Below are 21520 nucleotides of genomic sequence, written 5' to 3'. Positions count from 1 at the left end.
TAACAAATTGTGTATGCTGGGGGGGTATCTCCTTGTGAGCCCACCCGCCCGGAAGAACAATGCCCTTGATTGTGTTGATGGAAGACGATGCCGCGACGCGCACGCTGGTCGCTTCGGTGCTCAGGAAAGATGGGTACGAAGTCCTATCGGCAGACAATGGCATGTCTGGCTTGGCGCTGGTCAAGCAGAACAAACCGGATCTTGTGATCAGCGACGTTCAGATGCCGTTGATGGACGGTTTTGCCATGCTGCAGGCCTTGCGGGCAGACCCTGCCATCATGGCCATCCCCGTGGTGTTGCTGACCTCGCTTCAGGAGCGCGCGCACATGCGTATCGGCATGACCAGCGGCGCGGACGACTACATCACCAAACCATTCAGGCCCGGCGAATTGCGTGAGGCCGCCGCAGCCCAGCTCAACAAGCGCCAGGTGCAGGCGGCGCTGCAGACCATGGCGGTAGAGGCTGCGGTGCAGGCCGCGCTGGAGGATCAGAAGCATCATCTCTCACACTTGTACGAACAAAAACTTGCCTCTGAACTGAGCGACAAGTGGCCAGCGGCCGATGCGACGACAGAGGATGAAAAGTTTTCCAATGCCACCGTGCTGTTTGTAGATGTGCTCAACTATGCTGCACTCGCCGAGAAGCTGTCCAGCTCAGACCTGAGCGATGTGGTGCGCCAGTTTTATAACAACGCCGGTGACACCGTGCATTTGTTCGGTGCACGCCACATGCAGTTTGTCGGTGAAGGTCTGCTGGTGGTGTTTGTGGACAGCACGGACACCTCCTCCGTCAACCACGGCCTGCGTGCCGCGCGTGCTGCCCTGGGGCTGCTTGATTCAGCCCGGCGCGTCCAGAAATTTCTTAACAGCCGTTTCCCTGACCAGGAGCTCCCGCGTTTCGACGTCAGTGTGGCCTTGAACAGCGGCCCCGTCGCGCTGGCCAAGCTTGAGGATCCACTGCGCGGAGGCCAGCATGTACTGCCCGTAGGCGACACGGTCAGTGCCACGCTGCAACTGCAAAAGCAGGCCCACAAGGCCGGCTGGCAGATCGCGGCCAGCGTGGCCATGTTGCGAGGCGTCACCGGCGCGGTGAGCATCGGTGGGCGGGCGCTCATCTCGCTGCCGGGCCGCACTGCGGCGCTCGACGCGGCGGAATTATTGGGTCTGACTCTGCAGAGCTGAGCGCTGCCCCAGACCGACGAAGCGAAGTCATCAGGCCCGCCACATGCGCCAAAGAACGCTCTCGCTGCGCCGCGTCCTCGTCGTGAGTCTTCTGCTGTTCGCACTCGTGCCTGCGGCGCTGGTCGCGTGGCTGATGGCGCGCAGCAGCGCCCAGGCAGTGGAGGATCTGGCGGGAGGGATTCTCGTCAATGTCGCCGCAAAAATCCAGGCCGGCACCGAAGCCCATCTGGGACAGGCTCACAACGTTCTCAATGGCCTGTTCCCGGAGCGCCTCAATACGGCGCAAACCGAACAGGCGCGCGACTGGTTGCGCCAGGGCGCGGCTTTCGAGCCCATGGCGTTTACCTTGACCCGACTGTCTCCAGATGCGCCACGTCTGTATTTCGGCAACAGTCGTGGCGAGTATTTTTCGGTCGACAATACCGACAGCGGTGCAACGGTGTTGTTGCGCAATTCGGGCGATGCCGCCTTGCAGGCCTTTGCCGCCCGGCGGCCTGGAGACAGGAGCCGGCCCGTGCCACCGGCCCAGCCAGGGTTCGAGCCGCGCACCCGCAACTGGTACCAGGGCGCCCTGCTTGCCAAGGGGCGTGTTTTTTCCCCCATCCAGGTGGTTCCAGGCAAGCCCCAACTGATGGTCACGCTGTCACAGCCTGTCTATGACAGCGATGAAGGTGCGGCCGGTGTGTTTGGTGCGGATCTTTACCTGCAGCAACTCTCCCGCCTGTTGCAGACACAAAGCATCAGCGCCCGGGGCGCTGCATTTATTGTGGACGAAGCCGGCCTGCTGGTCGCCGGATCGGCAGGCGATGCCTTGTTCGAGGATGCGCAGGGGGGTCCGGTCCGGCGCAGTCCGCAGCAAAGCGCCAACCCGGTCATTCGGGAGAGTTTCGCCGCACTGCAAAAAGAGCGCGCCCGCGAGCGCGAGGATTCGGTCGCCAGCAGCACGGCCCTGCAGAGGCTGCCCATGCGGGGAGACACCCTGATGCTGGTCCAACGCCCCTTTGGCGGGTCGCTGGGCTTGCGCTGGACGCTGGTGGTGGCCGCGCCCGAGAGCGACTTCACGGCACCGATGGACAAGGCGTGGAAACTGTCCCTGGGCTTGATTGGCGGGCTGGTTTTTCTGGGCGCCCTGGCCGCCCTGTACGTGGCGAATCGCATCGGTCGTCGGCTTTACCGCCTCAGTATGGCAGCCAGGCAGCTAGGCCGTGGCGAGGTGCCCAGGATAGACCGGCGTACCCATCTGCAGGAGGTGATGGAACTTTCGCAGATGCTGCATGACAGCGCGGAGCAGCTACAGACCTACAGGGCGGAGGTGCAAACCAAAACCCGCGCCATTGAAGAGGCCAACGAGATGCTGAAGCGGCGTGTCGCAAAGCGCACAGAGGAGTTACTGGCCTCCCGCGAAGAGGCCTTGCAGGCGGCCCGGGCCAAGGCCTCGTTTCTGGCAACCATGAGCCATGAAATCCGCACCCCGCTCAATGGGGTGGTGGGCATGAGTAGCCTGCTGGCCGAGACCGCCCTGGATGATGAACAAAGTGACTACCTTCAGACCATCCGTTTGTCGAGCGATCAGTTGCTGGCGGTCATCAACGACATCCTGGACTTCTCGAACATCGAGTCCGGCAAATTGGACCTGGAGGCCGAACCCCTGAGCCCCTTGAGCGCCATTGAAGAAGTCTGCGACATTGCCGCCCCGCGGGCCAGGGAAAAAAATCTGGAACTGATCGTGGATGTGCCTGAGCTATCGGGCCCCGGCGCGCTGGCGCTGCCGGCTGCCATTGCCGGGGATATCACGCGTATCCGGCAGGTGCTGGTCAACCTGATCAACAACGCCGTCAAATTCACCGAAAAAGGTGAGGTGGCCGTGAGTGTCCGGCGGCTGCCCTGCGCAAATGAAGCGCAATTCGCCCTGCTTGAGTTCCGCGTTACGGATTCGGGCATTGGCATACCCCCTGACCGCATTGGCTCACTCTTCCAGGCATTCACCCAGGTCGATACGTCCACAACACGCAAATACGGGGGGACCGGATTGGGGCTGGCCATCTGCAAGCGTCTTGTCGAGCTGATGGGGGGAGACATCGGCGTTGACAGCGAGCCCGGGAGGGGTTCCACCTTCTGGTTCACCATTCAGGCGCCTTTGGCCGAGTTGCCGGTGTTGTCGGGTGTCGTTGATGCAACGACGGGCAACGCACTGGTCGGCGCAAAAAACCTGACCTTGCTCGTGGTTGACGACAACGCCGTCAATCTCAAGGTTGCTTGTGCCATGCTGGCCAGGCTGGGCTACCAGACCGAGACTGCGCTGGATGGCCGGGAGGCCGTGCAGGCGATGGCGCGGGCCCATGGGGCGGGCTGGCGATTTGGCGCAGTGCTGATGGACGTCAACATGCCCCGCATGAACGGCTTTCAGGCCACGCAGCAGATCCAGACCATGATGGGCAGCAAGGCGCCGCCCATCATCGCCCTGACCGCTGCCGCGTCCCCCGAAGACCGGGCCCGTTGTGCCGCTGCCGGCATGGACGACTACCTGACCAAGCCGCTGCATGTGGCAGCGCTGGTACAGGCGCTGGAACGCTGGTTGCCCATGATGACGGTGGCGGCCGGCGGTTCGGGCAAGCCTGAAAAACGGTCGCCTGCGCGGGATCGGGTGGCTGACGCATTATCTCCAAGCCCTGCGCTGGCGAGCAAAGCCAGCGCGGTCCCTGTGCCCGAAGTGAAATTGATGGATCTGGAGCGGCTGGCCCAGTTCAAGGAGTTCGACGATGAGCATCTGACCATGACCCGCGAGGTCATCGGGCTGTTCGTCGCCGATGCCTCCCAGAGGCTCGATGCCATCGAGCAGAGCATTCGTGCTGCGGATCCGGTGGCTCTGGCATGGGCGACCCATGCGCTGATCGGCGCCACGGGCAACGTCGGCGCCGTTGCCATGCAGACGGTATGCGCTGAGCTCGAACTGGCGGCCAAGACCGGCGGTGTACCTGCCAACGCGAACCAGCAATTCGAGAGGTTGCAGAGCTACTGGACGCAAACGCGCGCCGTGTTGAACACTTGGGTTTAATTCCCCGCTGCCTGCCCGCTCCCTTGTGGCAATACAACAGCCCAACCCGCTCCAGACAAACAAGCAGTGGGCTCACACTAGCTTGAGCTTGGTCAAGCTAATCCCCCTCTTCTCGAATCGTGAAGTGTGAAGTGTGAAGTGTGAAGTGTGAAGTGTGAAGTGTGAAGTGTGAAGTGTGAAGTGTGAAATTATTCACATAAAACAAGTTCCTTATTCACTAGGCACATTTGCGCAGGCTTCATACGCTTAACAAGTTGTAACGGCTACAAGGCGCCTGAAAAATGAACACCGTGTTGAATGCCGGATTTCCAGACCCGGCCCTGCTTGTTGCCAGTCCGGGTCTTGCCCAGTCCAGCCCCGATGTCCTGGCCGTGCTGCTTGATGTGCTGGCCCATGGCCTGCTCGTGCTCGGTGAGCACGGTCAGCTTCTCCATGCCAACCAGATCGCCCGCATGGAACTCCATCGGGGCAGGGTGCTGTGCAAAGCCGGTGACGAGATCCAGGCCGTCACCGCCGCCGACAACAAAACACTGCAACTCGCGCTGACCAAAGCTGCGGCCGGCAAGCGCAGCCTTATCAATGTCAGCGGGGCCGGCTTGAACCTGATGCTGGCGGTGGTGCCCCTCAAGCCCGAAGCAGATCGCTGCAGAAGCCGTATCGCGTTGCTGTTTTCAAGGGCCGAGGTCTGCGAATCGGGGATGTTCGGATTCTTTGCGCGCAGCTACGGGCTCACACAGACGGAAGAGCAGGTGCTGGCCATCTTGTGCCGGGGCTTGAGCACGCCGCAAATAGCCGTCCAGCTGAAGGTGGCCGTTTCCACGGTACGCAGCCACGTGCGCAGCCTTTGCGCCAAAACCGGCTCCTGCGGGGTGCGGGAGCTGGTCAACCGGGTGGCGGTGCTGCCGCCTGTGGCGCCGTGCCATCTGGTTCAAATTCACTGAATTTGCGATAGGCCGCGCCAGCAGCCCCACCTGCAGCGCGCCCCGTGCTAGATTACGGCTCATCATGAGCACGTCAATTCCTTCCGCCGAAGATCTGTACACCCCTCTGGTTCCCGAGTTGCGCTCACTGGCGCGCCGTGGTGTGCAGCGCACTTACCGTAAAAACGCAGTCCTCATCAACGAGGGCGAGGCGGGCGACAGTCTTTTTGTGCTTCTCAAGGGCAGCGTCAAGGTGTTTGCCATGGACGAGAGCGGGCGCGAAATCACCTACGGCACGGTCTACGCGGGTGACTATTTCGGTGAGATGTCGCTGGACGGCGGCCCCCGTTCGGCTTCGGTGATGACACTTGAGCCCTGTACCTGCTCGGTGCTCAGCCGCACCGATGTCAGCGAACACCTGGCCGAAGAGCCCGAATTTGCCATCAACCTGGTGGTGCAGGTGATACGGCGTGCCCGGGCCGCCACCGAAACCGCCCGCAACATGGCCTTGCTCGACGTGTATGGCCGGCTGGTCGCCCTGCTGGAAGAGCGGCGTGGCGATGCAGAGGCTGAAGGCACTGCCAGCCCCGCCATGCTGGAATCCATCACCCACCAGGACATTGCCAACCGCGTGGGCGCTTCCCGCGAGATGGTGAGCCGCCTGCTCAAAGACCTTGAAAAAGGCGGCTACATTGAGCTCGGCATCCGGCGCATCACACTGCTCAAGAAGCTGCCCAGCCGCTGGTAAGTCCGGTGGACTGACCGCCGGGCCGACACCCAGGCGCGGCCTGTTGCGCTGAGCCCAGTTCGCGCCCCCAAAGGAATCTCCCGTGACATCTGCGTATCGGTGTTTCTGTTTTGCGGTTCCTTCCAGGCTGCTCAAAAAACTGGCAACCAAGGCCGGAGAAGCCGACCGTCATGTGATGCGCGGGCATATCGAGCACACAGCGCGTCTTCGCTCGCTGCGAAGTGCCTGGAGCGCGCCTGCACCGTTGCCCCCGCTTCTGGCCGCGACCGCGCACAAGGTGGCTGCACCGGGCCAGCGTACAGTTTTTGATGCGGGCACAGGCATGCTGCTCCCTGGCAAGCCCGCGCGAGCGGAAGGTGACAAGCCGGTCAGAGACAAGGCCGTCAATCAGGTCTACGACAACACCGGCATCACGCTGGATTTCTTCCTCAAGGTTTTTGGGCGCAACTCCATAGACAACCGGGGGATGCGCGTGAACTCGGCGGTGCATTTCGGAAAAAACTTCAGCAATGCCATGTGGACCGGCGAGCAGATGGTTTACGGTGACGGCGACGCCAATGTAGGCGGCTTCACCCAGGCGCTGGACATCATTGCCCACGAACTCACCCACGGCGTGACCCAGCACCTCATACCACGCGGGCTGGGCGTGGTCCGCGTGCCGGTCAGAGACAGGGAGTTCAAAGAGCAAACCCATGCCCTCCAGGGCCAAAGCGGCGCGCTCAACGAATCTTTCTCTGACGTGGTCGGCAGCATGGTCAAGCAGTGGCACGCCGGCGAGGACGTGACCGGGGCCAGCTGGCTGCTCGGCGAGCACATGCTGGCACCCGAGCATGGCAAGGCCATCCGTTCGCTGAAGGACCCGGGCAACCGGAAACTGACGTGGTACGAAGACGATCAGTTCAAGAGCATGGACCAGTATGTCGATAGCGCTGACGTGCATGACAGCTCCGGCATTCCCAATCACGCCTTTTATCTGGCCGCACGGAAAATGAGCGGGTACTCTTGGGAAGCGGCCGGGCCGATCTGGTACGAGGCTTTCGCCCAGCTCAAACCCAGGGCCAGCTTTGTGGATGCAGCCAGAGCGACTCTTGGCGCCGCTCTGGCGCGTCACGGACTTCAATCAAAAGAGTACAAAGCCGTCAACGCGGCATGGCGGGCCGTCAAAGTGCTGCCCTGAGCCTGGTAGCAATGCCTTGCATTGTTTCGGGCGCCGTGCAAGCATTCCTGTTGCCACAATTTTCAGAGTTTCCAGTCGTTGAGTACCCCCAAAGATGCCCTTGCGTTGCACATCCTGCCTGACCACCAATCCGGACGCCAACCGCTTCTGCGGTAATTGCGGCACGCCTCTTCATGCTGGTGGCGAAGTCAGGGAGCAGCTGGTGCCGCCGACTGCGCCGGAAGTTCAGTGGGGTGCACTGAAGCACGCCACCATTTTGTTTGCGGATATCGTCAGCTCGACGGAACATGTGGCCGGGCTCGATCCTGAGCAAGCCATGGAGCAACTGCATCCCGCCGTCCAGCGCATGTGCCATGCGGTGGAGAGGTTTGGCGGCACGGTGGTGAGAACGCTTGGCGACGGCATCATGGCCCTGTTTGGTGTGCCCAAGGCGCTGGAAGGCCATGCCAGCCTGGCCTGTGAGGCCGCCATCGTCATGCAGGCAGCGTTCGAAGGCCATGCCCAGGGTTTGCGTATCCGGGTTGGCCTGCATTCCGGCCAGGTGGCGCTTGATCCCGGGGCCGCTGACGCCACGAAAGGCGGTGGTGTGCACGGCCATGCCATTCATCTGGCCAGTCGCGTGGTGGGCCTTGCCGAGCCGGGCGGCATCTGCCTGACGGGCGATTGCCTGGCCCTGGTCCGCACGGTTTGTGATGTCCGGTCCATCGGCCCTCATCTTCTCAAGGGCATCAGCGAGCCCGTAGAGATACATGCCCTGCTCGGCATGAAACACGATGTCGACAACTACCATTTTCATGAGGCGTCGCTGTCTGTTTTCAGGGGACGTGCCAAGGAACTGGAAATCCTGAAGAACGCGCTTTCCCTCGCCAGCCAGGCGCAAGGGGCCGTGCTGGGCCTGTCGGGCGCGCCGGGAACCGGCAAGAGCCGCTTGTGCCACGAATTCGCCCAATGGTGTCGTGCAAAGGACATTCCTGTCCACGAGATACGCACGCAACTTTACGGGCACGCCACACCCCTGCAGCCGGTGTTGATGTTGCTGCGTACCTGCTTTTTTCAGATATCCCCAAAACACGACGCGGCTGGCGCACGCGAGCGGATTTCAGACATCCTCGCAAAATGCGGTTCAGGCTCGGCAGATGACTTTTCCCTGCTGTGCGAGTTTTTGGGGGTGGCCGAGGAAGGCAGTGCGGCCTGCTCGCTCAACCCGAAGGCGCGGCGCGCCAGATTGTTGGGGCTGGTGCATGAACTGGTCAAGCAGGCCGGAGCCAGCCCCTCCGTCATTGTGTTTGAAGACCTGCATTGGCTCGACGAGGCGAGTGCCGAGTTTGTGTCTGCCCTGGTGCAGGCGGTGGCGGGTACCCGGCTGCTGCTCCTGCTCAATTACCGCCCGGGTTACCAGGCACCCTGGGCGGAGTTGCCGCACTTCCAGGCCATTCATCTGGCTGATCTCAGCACAACCGACGCGCTGGACCTGGTACGCGAAAGGCTCAGGCACCACCCGCATCTGCACGGCTTTCTGTCCCTCATCGTGGAGCGCTCCGCGGGCAACCCGTTTTTTGCCGAAGAACTGGTCAACTCGCTGATCGAGAAAAGCGTCCAGCTGAAGATGTCTGCGGTTGGCTCAGCAGACATGGCCCCGCTGGTCCATGCCTTGCCCGCGACAGTACAGGCTGTCATCGGCGAACGGATCGACAGGCTCGTTGCCGCGCAAAGAACGCTGCTTCACATCTGCGCCGTCATCGGCAAGGAAATACCGCTCCCTGTATTGCAGGATGTCGCGGTTTACCTGGTCAGCCAGGTGGAGAGCGGGCTGGACGGGCTGTGTGAAGTGGAATTGCTCCAGCTGCTGCGCGAGATCGCCGGCGAGCGGCGGTTTGCCTTCCGCCACCCGCTGATTCAGGAGGTGGCCTACAGCTCCCAGCTCAAGGCCAGGCGTGCCAACCTGCATGCCGCGGTGGCGGTGGCCATGGAGGCGCATTACAGCGCCCAGCCTGGCGAGTTTGCCGCGTTGATTGCGTATCACTATGCAGCGGCCGGGAAGTTTGTGCAGGCGGCCCAGCATGAAGCACGTGCGGCCAAGTGGACGGGATCGACCCATTCTGCACAGGCTACCAAACACTGGCGCAGGGTGTGGGCTCTGCTGGAGGGCCAGGAGCGTTCTCACGAGGTCAACAGCCTTCGCGCCCTGGCAGGCGGGCGGATTGTCTACCTGGGCTGGCGCGAGGGTCTGAAGCCCGACGAGGTGCACCAGATTACTCATGAAGCCATCGAACTCGCGAGCGAGGTCGACACCCGGCTGGTTCAATTGCTGCTCTTTGCCCGGGGCCGCATCCTGCAATCGGGCGGAGGCGCGGCCGACGACTATGTCGAGTGCATTCTCAAGGCGCTGGCGCTGACGCCGCCAGGGCAGGACACCGGAAGGGTGGCGATGCTCAATGTGGCGTTAAGCCAGGCCTATGCGTGGGCGGGCTTGCTGCACCAGGGCCTGGCGGCCAATGATGCTGCCCTGGCGGCGGTGCAGCACATTGATCAATTCGACCGCGAATTCATCGACTTCAGCATTGAGCAATGGGTGCTTGGCATCCGTGCCCGTTTGTTGATACGGCTGAACCGGGTGGAGGAAGCGACCCTGTGCTTGCAAAACATGCTGTCTGTCAGTGCAGGTCTGAACGACCCTGTCATTGGACAAATCGCCCACCATATTCATGTAGAACTTGCCGCAGTTACCCAAAATACTCTGCTCGCCAAGGAGCATGCGGCGATTGTCATCAAGCTGGCGCAGCAGCACGCCAGCCCCTATTCAAGAGTATTTGCGCTCTGGAGCTCCGGATTGGCTCAGACGAGTGTTGGCGACCTGGAGGCGGCGCAGCAGAGCTTTCTGGATGCGCTGGAACTGATCGCCAGTTCGAAAGTTGCGGTGGAGTTCGAGGCCGAAATACGGGCTGGCCTTGCGGAGTGCTACCAGCATCTCGGCAACTTCCACTTGGCCGAGGCATCTGCCCAAGAGGCGCTTGTTCTTTCGAGGCAGCGCAGCAATCGACTGGCCGAATGCAGAGCTCTAATCGTTTTGGGTGCCGTGTCGGCTTCGAAGAACGAGCCCGAGAGAGTCGAGAAGGCACAAGACCTGTTTGATCAAGCGGCACAGCTGATCTCCCTGACAGGGGGCAAAATTTTTGAAAGCTCTCTGGCGCGAGCCCAGGCGACGGCCTTTCCACCTGCAGCGATTTAGATGGAGGGCGTTTCGGTCTCAGCTGCTGCGTGCAATCAGGGTGTACTCGCGAAGACCGTAGCCGGCGATGACTTCAACCTTTGAATTGAACGTGCGTTCGCAGTACTCGCGCCAAACATCAGGTTGCGCATAGTAGAGCTCGGGCACGGGCAGACTCTGCGCGGAAGTCGGGGTCAGAAAATTCACCGCAAAGCCTCGCCGGCTGGTGCTGTGCATGTTCGCAAGCGACTTTGCAACGAAGAGCTCCCATAAGTCGATGGGCTGCTTCAATTTCACATTGAAAATGCCGCTTGCAATCGAGTAATCAGCCGTTCGGGGGCTGGTGCTGGCGATCAAAAATTTTGTGCCGATGCGTTTTTGCCATAACTTCTGCGCCTGGGTAATCATCGCGGGTGAGATATCCAGTCCCAGATAGTCAATCGCAGTCCCGCGAAAGCGTTTGGCCAGGAAGGCCAGAACCGCACCGTACCCACAACCCACATCATTCAGTGAAGTGGCGCTTTCAAAGCTGCAAAGCTTGAGCAGATGCACGAAACGCATTTGCTGCGTGGGGACGCATGACCAATCGACGCCCAAGGGGGTAGCCCCATGGGTGTTGATTTTGCGGGTGTAGTACTGCGCTACATCATCAAGCAACGCATCAAGCGATGGTTGCTTGAGGTGCTCAGTCACTGAAGACGCCGGAGGATAAAGCTGCGCCAGCTCGGGCGACTTCTTACTTCTTTGCGCCAGACTTGCCCGGTTTCGCCGACGCCCTGGCTTGACGTGCTGCGTTTGCCGCTTGCACGGATTGCATGGGGAGCGAGATCGTGAGGTAATCTTGCTCCAGGTAATGAACAGGACGACTCTTGTCTGTAATCTTCACCTGCGCATTTTCTTTCTCGCCGCGCATGTCGTGGGAAGTGAAATAAACCGGCAGTGGTGCTTTGGCCGCGAGGTTTTTAATCAGGGCATTGACAATCGCAACGTCTCCATTCTGCTTGGGTCGATTGGAGTCATGCTTGCTGAGTGCCCCTATCAGGTCATACCAGCGATTTTTAACTTCGTTGTTTCGGGCGCCAAGATTGAGCGCCATGACGCTGGTCTTGAAGGAGCGGCCCTTCTTGAAGATTTTGAATTCCTTCTGCAAGGCCACCATTTCTTCGATGCCACCGTGGTGCGTGTCTTTGCCCTGCGGGGGCGCAAACCGGAGATTCAATTCATCCAACATGCTACCGATGTAGATGTCGTGCTCTTTCATAAACCAACCCATATCTCTCTCCTAGTGGTTAAGTGGTAACAGAAGCAGAAGTGCGCATATTGTTAAAAGTGCACGGTACTTTAAGTCCCTTTTGGGGTTTGCCCAAGAGGGCATTCTGCCCTCGCGCATTCAAACTCAACTCAAGGGGCAGCATTCTTGGCTCCGCGCCCCTTTTCCTGATCCCGGGCGAGCCTCAATTGCCATTGAGAATCTTTCGTGCAACCTGCGGCGAGGCATCGCTGGTTCCGCGCAGGCGCACCACCGCACCGCTGCGGGTGCCTGCCGCATTGACGCCTAGAGCGGCGGGGTTGACGTCACTGAAGGCTTCGGCATCGGGCACCTTGACCACGCCGGGCCGTTGCGGCCGGCCAGCGTCGGGGTCGGGCCGCTGCGGCGAATAGTGCGCCCAGCGCGGCCCGGTGATTCGCGTGCCGCCAACAGATACCGTCTTGCTTCCGGTGGCGATGCTGTTGAAGTTGCCGCTGCGCCGGATGGCGCTCGGGTTGTCGGGGTGGTCCACAAAGGCGTTGGGGTTGCCGCTGGTGTCGTACCACTTGTCTTCGAAGTGGGATTGCTGCGCGCCGCTGCGGGTGCCGATGACGACATCGTCCCGTTCCACGTAGGCGTCCACCGTGACCGGTTTGTTGCCGGTGTTGATGAGCTCAATCTTCCAGACGCCGCTGGGGGCGGTCGCGGTCTTCTGGTCGAAGCTGAAGGTCGGGGCGACCGCGAGCAGGGCGCAGGTGCCACGCCTGCCGGTGGCCACTGTTTCAGGGTAGATCAGCGCACAAAGGGGCTGTTTGCCGCCGTTGGTCCACATCCGTGATTCGCCAAACTTCAGCGCCGGCAGTGGCGCGCAGCCCGGCGGGGACAGCTGGATCTGCATGCCCTCGCGGTCTTCCTCCACCCACAGTTCCACAAAACTTTGAGTCGAATCGTCGGGTAGCCCCCGCCAGTCAAGCGTATGCCGCTCTCCTTTTGATAGCGTTTTGTTGGCGTGGGTGCGCAGCTGGTAACTGTTGCCGGCCGCCAGCACGATCTGCAGCCGTTTGCCCAGCAGCGCGATCAGCTGGTCCATGGCGGCTTCCAGAAGCGATGTGCCATCGTGTGGCCCTGCCAGGGTGCCGAAACTGACGTTCACGGTCACCTTCGCGTTGTCGGTGCAGCGCGACAGGATGTACATCAGGCCGTCCAGCACATGCACATTCATCGAGCCGCCCGAAGTGTCGCGCACCGTGTCGTAGTCGAGCTGCACGGCGATCAGCGGCGCCCGGCTGGCGTCGTCGTTTGCAGCCGCCCAAGTAGGCGGTGCGTCGAAGCCGGGGGGAAGGTTGCCCACCTGGGCCAGCAAGGTGCGCGGCCCGGCCGCGAGATCCATGACGTGGCTGCCGTGGCTGACGGAGGTATCCAGCGCATGAAAGAAATGCTCGTTTTTCGGCATCTTCTTGCCCAGCGTCGACAGCCCCAGCGCGACGTAGACCGCGCTTTCGTCCACCAGACCGTTGTGGACATTGGCCCGCATTGCCGCGTTGATGTCAGCAGCGGTCAGCTCATGGCCATAACCCAGGGCGTTCGGCGTGCGGCCCGTGCCCTCGGCGTCCTGCCGCCAGAAATAGGCCGTACGCGCTTTCCCCTGATGCAGGAAGTTGGCATGCGCCAATGCCAGACTGTCGTCAATCAGTGCCAGCACCTTGCCCGACAGCAGGGTCTCGGCCTGCGCTTCGGCCTGGTAGGCGGCGCCGGTCGAATGGGGCGGCAGGCTTCCCTTGCCATGACCGGTCGGGTCGTCGGCATATTCCGCCGCCGGCAACCCCAGCTCGAAACGCAGCACCAGCGCGTGCAGGCGTCCCCCGGGCTGGATGTGTTTGAAAAACGCCGGCCGCACCCGCGCCGTACAGAACTTCAGCCCGGCCGGCGCCGCGCGGCCGGTGTACACGGGCGGAACGTGCAGCCATTTGCTGGACGCAGCGGCCAGCAGTTGGTGGACAGTCGTGCCGGGCTTCAGCTCGATGGCAATCGGCAGCCATTTCGGGCGCTGGTCGCCGTAACCTGAAAAATCGTCTGCTTCCGCCCAGATCAGGTAAGGGTCAAAGCCCTTGGTGGCGCCGGGCTTGGCCCAGTCAATGCCCGTGAACTCGCCCGTGGGCAGTTTGGTCCAGCTCATGGCGGCTTACTTGAGCGGCTGCCACTCTTTGGCGGCTTTGGTCCACATGAACTCGAGCAGCGGCGACGCGGCAATGGCCGATGCCGACGACGCGTATTCGTAGTAGCCGCTCTTGTTGTCGATCATGGACACGCGCGGGTCGAAGTCGATCACCGCATCTTTCGCGCCGTGGAATTTCGGGCCGTTGAAGCCGCGTTCATGCAGTTTTGCACCGGTGCAGCGCGCGACAAAAAATTCTGCCAGCGATGTGCCGAGCAAGCGCCCCGCGGCGCTGTCAGCCGGGTAGTGCATGCCCGCGACCGTGCGATTCACCGCAATCCGCGCGGCCAGGCGTTCGAGCTGCTCGCGGTATTTGTCACCGTGCGGAATCAAAGCCTGCAGCACTGCGCAGGTCATATAGGCTTCCGTCGCATGGCCGCTGGGCCAGCTGGCATGACCGGGTGTCGGGATCATGGGTTGGATTTGCGGTGACAGGTCGACCGGCCTCGGGCAGGCAAAGGCGTGCTTTAAGCGCATCTCCACATGAATGGCCAGCGACATCGCCAAGTCCAGCAACTCCAGCGTGTATTTGTGGCGGTGAGCCGTTAGACCCACGATGGACGCCCAGAAAGCCGGGCCGCCGCCCGTCTGCGCCAGAACCTCTGCACCACGGTCTTCGCGCAACTCGGCGTAGTTGGCGACCAGGTCCAGTTGCTGCTTGAAGATGCTTTCAGTCGGACGGGTCAGGCTCGCAAGTGTCAGGTCCTTCAGCGGCTTGCGGTCAAGATCGACAAAACCAAGCGTCATCGACTTTTTGCCCTGGTTGACGTCGAAGCGCACCCCGGAAAGCACTTCCAGTGCGCAGACCGCCATGCGCGGGCCTGCGGCCCATTCGGCGAGGCGGTCTGGTTTGTCTAGGGGGGTGGGCAGCGTGAATGGGAGAGTTGCGCCTTGGAACGGGCCAGTCAACGCCGCTCTGTTGTTCGTCAGTGCGTCCGCCAGTAGGGGGTCGGTTTGCGGTCCAAAGCCCGAAAAGCCAGAGAACCCAGAAAAGCCAGAAAACCCAGAAAAACCCGAGAAACCCGAAAAGCCGGAGAAGCCGGAAAAACCAGAAAAACCAGACATCAAAGTCTCCTGTTAACGATAAGAAAAAAACTAGTCGGGCAGCCCGGCGGCTTGTAAAGCGCCAGCCAATAAAGCCGTGAATTCAGGCGATGACCTGCTACCTGGGTGCCGCACCACGAATTCCCTAACCGTGAAAGTGGGATCGATCGTCAGCAATTTCTGCACAGTTAACCTGGCCTGCTGTACGTCTCCATGCAAAGACTGGGAAATAGCCAATGAGCGGTAGCTGGAGAGATGCATCCTGTTCGCTTGCAGGGATCGCTTTGCATACTCACTCGCGATCGGGTACTTTTTTGCGGCTATAGCGGCGGCCGCTGCCAGCGAGTCATAGTAATAACGCAGCGGATCTAGAGGGGACAGCCGGAGAGCTTTTTCGGCGGCAACAAAAGCTTCTTCACCTTCATTTTTATAGGCGTGCATGATGCTGGTGAAAAGCCACGCCAACGACTCATTGGGATTTTTTTCCAGTGCTGATCTGTGCTGATCTTGGGCTTTATCGAGGTTCTTGAGCAAATTGCTCTGCACCATGCCTTCAATTGTCAATGCGAGTGCGCAGTTCGGGTCGGCATCGAGAGCGCGATGCGTGGCATCCAGCGCCAGTTGAGCATCTTTGTCCGGGGAGCTGGACCAACCCTGAGATGCACGCATGACGTACCACTTGGCCAGCCATGCATGGGGGATGGGGTGACGCCGGCCACGTTCAATCAGGTGCTCGAGCATCAGGTGAGACCGCTCAAACTCAGCCGGGGAGGTGCGATGCATCAGGGCGATGGCGCCGAGAAGCAGGGTATAGCCCTCGAGATTGGGGATGGCCTGGCTGTGTGCACGCTGCAGTTGCTGCGACATCACCGAGGAACTGACCGCTGCGACCACCCGCGCAATCAGCTCATCATCAGCCGCAAACAAACCATGCACCTCCCCCTTGAGGCTGTCAGCCCAAAGAATGTGCCCGGTTTTGGTATCGATCAGCTCCACGAACAAGGCCAGCTGCGTTCCCGCACTGCGGCAGGTGCCCGAGAGGATGTAGGTCGCGCCCAGGTGTGTCTTGATGTCCTGGATGGCCTCGCGGCGATCCCGGAACACGGTCGTTGACAGCCGCGAAATCACATGCAATTCCGAGGTTCGCGACAGCGCCGCGATCACCTCGTCCGCCAGAGCTTCACCAAGCAATTCATGCCCTGGCTCGTTGCTGCGCATCGCAAACGGAATCACCGCAATCGTAGGGCGCAGGTTGAGTTCAACGGCATGGCCCGGCGGAACGATGGGGGCATCGCCGGGTGGGCCGACGCGGTATGCGCGAATCGGCTCCTTGACGTGTTTGAGATGGCACTCACCGAGGTCTTCGACGTCGGCATCCAGCAGCGGCGCGAGCTGATCGCGCATGTCGGCGGTGACCACGATTTCACCCGGCCCTGCAAGCGTGCTCACGCGCGAGGTCAGGTTGACGTCGGTGCCGTAGATGTCATGCTGGTCGGTGACGAAGCTGGCGAGGTGGCCGCCCATGCGCAGGTGCATCTGGTGCTCGGGCCGCACGCCGCGGTTGGCCTGGCGGGTGAAGCTGTGCAGGGCGAAAGCGGCCTTGACGCAACCCTGGGCGCTGGCAAATTCGAGCATCAGGCCGTCGCCCAAGCTTTTGACAATGCGCCCGCCATGCTGCGGCAGCACCTTGTGCTCTGCCTCTTCCACGAGTTGTTGCCACCGCTGTACAAAGCCATCCTGGTCCTGCTCCATGATCCGGACCGACTCCACCACGTCCATGACCAGCAACACTTTCGTGCTTCTTGGCAGGTTGGCAGGGAGTTCGATCAACGGGAGCCTCATCGTAGACGGTGTAACAAAAGTTTACCTCCTCTGTTTGTAGGAGAGGCCGTCTGGATGTGGTGAATAAGCCCGATGGCGCACGGCAGCGCGCAATACGTTGCTTTAGTGCTGAATCGTCTTGGCTTCCCGTGGTCGTGCCGTTGCCGCGATGTCAGGCTGGCCCTGCAGTCGCCGGTAAATCGGCGTGAAGTCGGGCGCTGTTTTGTTGAACACTTCCTGGAAGCTTTTGATGACAAAGTAAGCCTGCAGGCATTGTTGCTATTGTTTGCATAGCTGCTCACGCTCGTATTTGTTGGGCTGAAGGCCGATTTTCTTAAGAAATTACCTGCCTCTGAGGCTCGCCACGCGCGGTGCTCTGGCCTTGCATCAATCGGTGGGCGATTTGCATTCATTGGCTGTCTGCGCAACAAGCCGTCAAGCCTTCAGTCGGTCCAAAGCCTGCAACGCTGTGATTATCGGAATGCCTTCAAACCTTTGCAGCACCAGCAGGTCCTGGTCACCGGAGACGATGAGGTCGGCTTGGGCCGCTTTGGCGCATGCCAGCACCGAATCGTCGTCAGTGTCGCGGCTGACAGCTTGGGCCAACGGGGAGGGTGAGACGACTTCACACAAAGCGCTGTAGTTCATGACCAACTGCTGCGCTGATATGTCACGCTTTAACAGCTCGCTCCCCAGTTTGGTGCCCAGCAGTTTGCGTGTCAGTTCAGAAATGAGTGGATAGCTGGTGAAGGCCGCGAATTTATCTTCGGTCAGGGCAACCAGCAAATGGTGTGGTGTGCCTCGCCAGATCAGGCCAGAAATAACGATGTTGGTGTCAAGAACAATTCGCAGCATCAAAACACTGACCCATTAATTAGCGAGAGACTGCGCACCGGCCTCCAGCTCTGCATCGGTCAATGGAGCAATGGGGTCGCTTCCAAGCTTTTGCCAGATGACTTGCAAATCGGCCTTGGCCTTGCTTCGCAAAGAGGCGCGAATAAGTCGTTCAAAATGACGTGCATCAAACAAACCAGCCATGGCGGCCTGGCTGGCCAATTCGTCGGGCAGATCAATCGTAATACTCGTCATGGCGTGCTCCTGTAACGCTGCTGAAAGCAAGGAATTTCAGTTTACAGCAAAGCTTATTTTTACCTGCTTGCCGAGGAAACCCCGGAGGCGGGGCACCCGTTCCGTTGATTGACTCGGAGTGATTGTGCGGGCTCACCGCATCGCATCCGCCGCCAGTTCCGGCATCCCCTTCAGGCGCTGATAAACCGGCGTGAAATCCGGCGCTGTTTTGTCGAACAGTTCCTGGAAGCTGTTGATGACAAAGTAGGTCTGCATTTTGTGAGTCGTATATCATGCTAGATATGGCATAATTTGTTATGAAAACAATCAGCTGGGTTGGCGACAGCAAGAAGGACTTGCTTGGCTTTCCAGTCGACGTCAGGCGTGAGGCGGGTTATCAGTTGGGCAAGGTGCAGGCTGGCCTTGAGCCTGACGACTGGAAGCCCATGAAGACTGTGGGTTCCGGCGTACGCGAAATTCGTATCCGAGATGCTTCCGGAGCGTTTCGGGTGATCTACCTGGCCAATGTAGGGACGACGGTCTATGTCTTGCATTGCTTTCAGAAAAAGACCGAAAAAACCAGCCTTCCTGATTTGAGGTTGGCGCAAGAGCGGTTCAAGAGAATCCAGGAGTGAAGCGTGAAAACTGAAGCAACAAAAGCTGTCCGCGTGACCAAGGGCGATCCCCGTGGTGTTTTCTATGACCTGTTCGAACCCGATGAGGCCGCTGAACTGACCATGCGTTCTGCACTGTTGAGTGCCTTGCAGGTCTGGCTCGCGGAAAGTGGCCTGACTCAAGCAAAAGCGGCCGTGCAGTTGGGTGTGACTCAAGCCAGAGTCAGTGACATCAAACGGGGAAAAATCAACAGCTTTAGCCTTGACTTACTTGTCCGCCTGGCCGCACGGGCCGGATTTTCTCCCAGGCTCAAGCTGGCCGCTTGAGCTCAGGCCACCGGGCCCGCCGCCAATTCCGGCATTCCTTTCAGCTTTTCATAAATCGGCGTGAAATCCGGCGCGGTTTTGTCGAACAGTTCCTTGAAACTGTTGATGACAAAGTAGGTCTGCTGGTAGCTGTCGATCTTGTAGCGGGTGCGCATCACGCGCTCAATGTCCAGCGGCAGGCGCTGGGGCTCGGGGCTTTGAGCCGAGTGCTGCAGTTCGCCCGAAGAACTGAGAATGCCCGCGCCGTAAGCGCGCAGTCCGTCCTTTTGCTGGATCAGCCCGAACTCGATGGTGTACCAGTAGAGCCGGCTCAGTTGCTCGCAGGCGCCCAGGCCGTGGGCCTTGAGGCCGCCCTTGCCGTACTCCTGCATGTGGTCGGCAAAGATGGGGTTGAACAGCAAGGGTACATGGCCGAACAGGTCGTGAAACACGTCGGGCTCGACGATGTAGTCGAACTCTTGAGGCTTGCGTATCCAATCGGTCACCGGAAATTGGCGGTTCGCCAGCAGGGTGAAAAACGGCACCTCCGGAATCAGCCCCGGCACGGTGACGATTTCCCAGCCGGTGGCTTGGCGCAGGCGCTGGTTGATGTCTTCAAAGCGCGGAATGTGGTCGCTCGCGCCCAGTGAGGGCAGGGCGGTGATGAACTCGTCGCAGGCCAGGCCCGGCAACAGCGCGGCCTGTCGTTCGTACAGGCGCCGGTAGGTGTCGTGGTCGGCCGCCGTGTAGCTGTCGTAATCCTGCGGACAGGTGTAGTCGGCGCCCGCGCGGGTGTAGTCGCCGCGAGGGGGGCGTTCACTCGCGCCGTAGGATGTGACCCCCACCCTCCCCACTGCGTGTGGTTCGCTGCCCCCCGAGGGGGCCGTCGCTTGCTCGGGGCGGCCCTTCGCGGCGCGTGCCCCGGCACTTCCATCTTCCTGAGGCGCGCCGGTCCTCATGCTTTTTGCAGGACGCCGCGGCGCATCTGATCCAGCTCAATACTTTCGAACAGCGCCTTGAAGTTGCCCTCGCCAAAACCCTGGTTGCCCTTGCGCTGGATGAACTCGAAGAAGATGGGGCCGAGCTGGTTCTCGCTGAAGATCTGCAGCAGCAGCTCACCCGGCGTGCCGTCCACCAGGATGTTGCGGGCCTGCAGCTCGGCCACGTTTTCGCCGTGGCCGGGAATGCGTTTGTCGAGCAGCTCGTAATAGGTCTCACCGGTGTTCAGCAGCTTCATGCCGCTCATTTGCAGCGAGTCCACGGTGGCATACAGGTCGTTGGAGCCCATGGCGATGTGCTGGATGCCTTCGCCCTGGTACTTGTCGAGGTACTCCTGGATCTGGCCGGCTTTTTCGTTGCCTTCTTCATTGATCGGGATGCGGATCTTGCCGCAGGGGCTGGTCATGGCCTTGCTCTTGACGCCGGTGGCCTGGCCTTCGATGTCGAAGTAGCGCACCTCGCGGAAGTTGAACAGGCGCTCGTAAAAGCCCGACCACTCGGCCATGCGGCCGCGGTGCACGTTGTGGGTGAGGTGGTCGATGTAGGTCAGGCCGTGGCCGGCCGGGTTCAGCTCTGCGCCGGGCAGGGGTTCAAAGTCCACGTCGAAGAAGCCGATGTTGCCGATGTCGCCGTCTTTCGCGCCATTTTTGCCGCGCCAGCGGTCGATGAAATAAATGATGGAGTCGCCGATGCCCTTGATGGCCGGGATGTTCAGCTCGCCCGGGCCTGCCGTGTGGGCATAACCCCAGGCGCCCAGGCTGATCGCGCGCTCATAGGCCGCCTTGGCATCCTGCACGCGGAAGGCGATGGCGCAGACGCTGGGGCCGTGCTGGCGTGCAAAACGCTGGGCAAAAGAATCGGGCTCGGCATTGATGATGAAGTTGATGCCGCCCTGACGGTAGAGCGTCACGTTTTTGTGGCGGTGCTTCGCGATCGGCTTGAAGCCCATGCGTTTGAACAGTGCCCCCATGGCAGCCGGGTCGGGCGCCGCATATTCAATGAATTCGAAACCGTCAGTGCCCATGGGGTTGTCCCATGCGGTGGTGGCTGTGGCGGTCGGGGTGCTTGTGGAAGTCATGGTGTCTCCAGACGATAGGCGTTTTGCGGGCAACAGATCCCTTAATGTACCGGCGCGCCCTCTCACGTTTTATGCAAATTGAGGCGCTGATCTTGGCAATCGTGCAGTAAACCTGCAAAATAGGCCGCATGGAAGCATTAGACAAGCTGGACAGACTTATATTGCGCAGCCTTCAGGCAGACGGAAGGGCCACCTACGACCAGATCGCCGAGGAGGTCCGCCTGTCGCCGAGTGCTGTGTTGCGCCGCGTCAAGCGGCTGGAGGAAAGCGGCGTGATCGCCCGGTATGTGGCCCTGGTCAGGCCCGAATCCGTCGGGCTGGGGCTGACGGCCTATATCAATGTGCGGCTGGAAAAACACACCGAATCCCACAAGCGCAACCCCATGGACCTATTCCGTGCGAGTGTGCAGACCTGGCCCGAGGTGGTGGAGTGTGCGGCGCTGACCGGCGAGATGGACTATTTGCTGCGTGTGGTGGTCGCCGACATGGCGCATTACAGCCGTTTCATCATGGACACCCTGCTCAAGCACCCCAGCGTGCAGGACTGCAAGACCAGCTTTGTACTGGATCGGGTGAAGGCCACAACCGCAGTGCCAGTTTGAACGTGCCGGGACGGATATCTGGGCCGTTTGGGGGGGCTGGTCGGGGCACCTGATTCCGGATGAATTAGGGGAAGGAGCCGGTTCAGGTGTCGAGTAATGCCGGACCGGCGTCAGTGCAGAGGGGACATTTGCTCCTGTTTTGATAGCTACTTGCGCTTTCTGGACGAGGGCTGGAGGCCAATTTGGCTTGTAATTGAGGTGTCTGACCCCGGTCAGTACGGAAAAAGCCCCTGCA

General features: G+C 60.6%; 18 protein-coding genes and 1 pseudogene. 9 read left to right on the top strand and 10 right to left on the bottom strand.

What is annotated here, in order from left to right:
• Positions 1 to 59: 59 nt before the first annotated feature.
• The 6 genes from H0W47_RS02335 (at position 60) to H0W47_RS02310 (ending at position 10310) form a co-directional block, all read left to right on the top strand.
• Positions 60 to 1181 carry a response regulator gene (locus H0W47_RS02335; protein WP_296920125.1) on the top strand — a complete coding sequence of 374 codons (1122 nt, stop codon included), beginning with the start codon at positions 60 to 62 and terminating at the stop codon, positions 1179 to 1181.
• A gap of 43 nt (positions 1182 to 1224) precedes the next feature.
• Positions 1225 to 4236 (top strand): hybrid sensor histidine kinase/response regulator, encoded by a 3012-nt coding sequence (locus H0W47_RS02330; protein ID WP_296920122.1) that lies wholly within the window; start codon positions 1225 to 1227, stop codon positions 4234 to 4236.
• 281 nt (positions 4237 to 4517) lie between these two features.
• The gene (locus tag H0W47_RS02325; RefSeq protein ID WP_296920119.1) at positions 4518 to 5177 is read left to right on the top strand and encodes a LuxR family transcriptional regulator; all 660 of its coding nucleotides are present in this window, start codon (positions 4518 to 4520) and stop codon (positions 5175 to 5177) included.
• A gap of 64 nt (positions 5178 to 5241) precedes the next feature.
• Positions 5242 to 5904 (top strand): Crp/Fnr family transcriptional regulator, encoded by a 663-nt coding sequence (locus tag H0W47_RS02320; RefSeq protein ID WP_296920116.1) that lies wholly within the window; start codon positions 5242 to 5244, stop codon positions 5902 to 5904.
• An 82-nt stretch (positions 5905 to 5986) separates the two neighbouring features.
• Positions 5987 to 7081, top strand: a complete 1095-nt coding sequence (locus H0W47_RS02315; protein ID WP_296920113.1) for a M4 family metallopeptidase — start codon at positions 5987 to 5989, stop codon at positions 7079 to 7081.
• 100 nt (positions 7082 to 7181) lie between these two features.
• A complete protein-coding gene (locus H0W47_RS02310; protein WP_296920108.1) occupies positions 7182 to 10310 on the top strand; it encodes an AAA family ATPase in 3129 nt (1042 codons plus the stop codon).
• 18 nt (positions 10311 to 10328) lie between these two features.
• Here the strand turns inward: H0W47_RS02310 and H0W47_RS02305 are convergent, their stop codons facing one another.
• From H0W47_RS02305 to H0W47_RS02270, 8 genes and pseudogenes are all read right to left on the bottom strand, one after another.
• Positions 10329 to 10982 (bottom strand): class I SAM-dependent methyltransferase, encoded by a 654-nt coding sequence (locus H0W47_RS02305; RefSeq protein WP_296920105.1) that lies wholly within the window; start codon positions 10980 to 10982, stop codon positions 10329 to 10331.
• A gap of 43 nt (positions 10983 to 11025) precedes the next feature.
• Positions 11026 to 11562, bottom strand: a complete 537-nt coding sequence (locus tag H0W47_RS02300) for a hypothetical protein (RefSeq protein ID WP_296920102.1) — start codon at positions 11560 to 11562, stop codon at positions 11026 to 11028.
• 181 nt (positions 11563 to 11743) lie between these two features.
• A complete protein-coding gene (locus H0W47_RS02295; RefSeq protein WP_296920100.1) occupies positions 11744 to 13714 on the bottom strand; it encodes a hypothetical protein in 1971 nt (656 codons plus the stop codon).
• Between the two features lie 6 nt (positions 13715 to 13720).
• Entirely contained in the window at positions 13721 to 14566 is an 846-nt protein-coding gene (locus H0W47_RS02290) for a phosphatase PAP2 family protein (protein WP_296920097.1), read from the bottom strand.
• 282 nt (positions 14567 to 14848) lie between these two features.
• Positions 14849 to 16627 (bottom strand): adenylate/guanylate cyclase domain-containing protein, encoded by a 1779-nt coding sequence (locus tag H0W47_RS02285; RefSeq protein WP_296920093.1) that lies wholly within the window; start codon positions 16625 to 16627, stop codon positions 14849 to 14851.
• A gap of 426 nt (positions 16628 to 17053) precedes the next feature.
• The gene (locus H0W47_RS02280; protein WP_296920156.1) at positions 17054 to 17473 is read right to left on the bottom strand and encodes a putative toxin-antitoxin system toxin component, PIN family; all 420 of its coding nucleotides are present in this window, start codon (positions 17471 to 17473) and stop codon (positions 17054 to 17056) included.
• 15 nt (positions 17474 to 17488) lie between these two features.
• Positions 17489 to 17707, bottom strand: a complete 219-nt coding sequence (locus tag H0W47_RS02275; protein ID WP_296920088.1) for a hypothetical protein — start codon at positions 17705 to 17707, stop codon at positions 17489 to 17491.
• Between the two features lie 132 nt (positions 17708 to 17839).
• Positions 17840 to 17959 (bottom strand): annotated as a pseudogene (locus H0W47_RS02270) (phenylalanine 4-monooxygenase); the annotation flags it as partial.
• A 44-nt stretch (positions 17960 to 18003) separates the two neighbouring features.
• On the opposite strand from H0W47_RS02270, the gene H0W47_RS02265 reads away from it, so the two are divergent.
• Both H0W47_RS02265 and H0W47_RS02260 read left to right on the top strand, forming a co-directional pair.
• Positions 18004 to 18321, top strand: a complete 318-nt coding sequence (locus tag H0W47_RS02265; protein WP_296920085.1) for a type II toxin-antitoxin system RelE/ParE family toxin — start codon at positions 18004 to 18006, stop codon at positions 18319 to 18321.
• 33 nt (positions 18322 to 18354) lie between these two features.
• Complete coding sequence (locus tag H0W47_RS02260) at positions 18355 to 18627, top strand: XRE family transcriptional regulator (RefSeq protein ID WP_296920153.1); 273 nt, start codon at positions 18355 to 18357, stop codon at positions 18625 to 18627.
• A 2-nt stretch (positions 18628 to 18629) separates the two neighbouring features.
• On the opposite strand, the gene phhA is transcribed toward H0W47_RS02260, so the two are convergent.
• A complete protein-coding gene (phhA, locus tag H0W47_RS02255) occupies positions 18630 to 19460 on the bottom strand; it encodes a phenylalanine 4-monooxygenase (RefSeq protein ID WP_296920150.1) in 831 nt (276 codons plus the stop codon).
• Positions 19461 to 19561: 101 nt separating this feature from the next.
• Entirely contained in the window at positions 19562 to 20683 is a 1122-nt protein-coding gene (hppD, locus tag H0W47_RS02250) for a 4-hydroxyphenylpyruvate dioxygenase (RefSeq protein ID WP_296920072.1), read from the bottom strand.
• A gap of 128 nt (positions 20684 to 20811) precedes the next feature.
• On the opposite strand from hppD, the gene H0W47_RS02245 reads away from it, so the two are divergent.
• Positions 20812 to 21285, top strand: coding sequence for an Lrp/AsnC family transcriptional regulator (locus tag H0W47_RS02245; protein WP_296920058.1), 474 nt, complete (start codon positions 20812 to 20814; stop codon positions 21283 to 21285).
• Positions 21286 to 21520 lie beyond the last annotated feature (235 nt).

The sequence above is a fragment of the Polaromonas sp. genome (assembly GCF_013817205.1).
In the GTDB taxonomy this organism is placed as follows: domain Bacteria; phylum Pseudomonadota; class Gammaproteobacteria; order Burkholderiales; family Burkholderiaceae_C; genus Polaromonas.
Note: the sequence above shows the minus strand (reverse complement) of the source record. Positions and strands in the feature narration are given on the sequence as shown.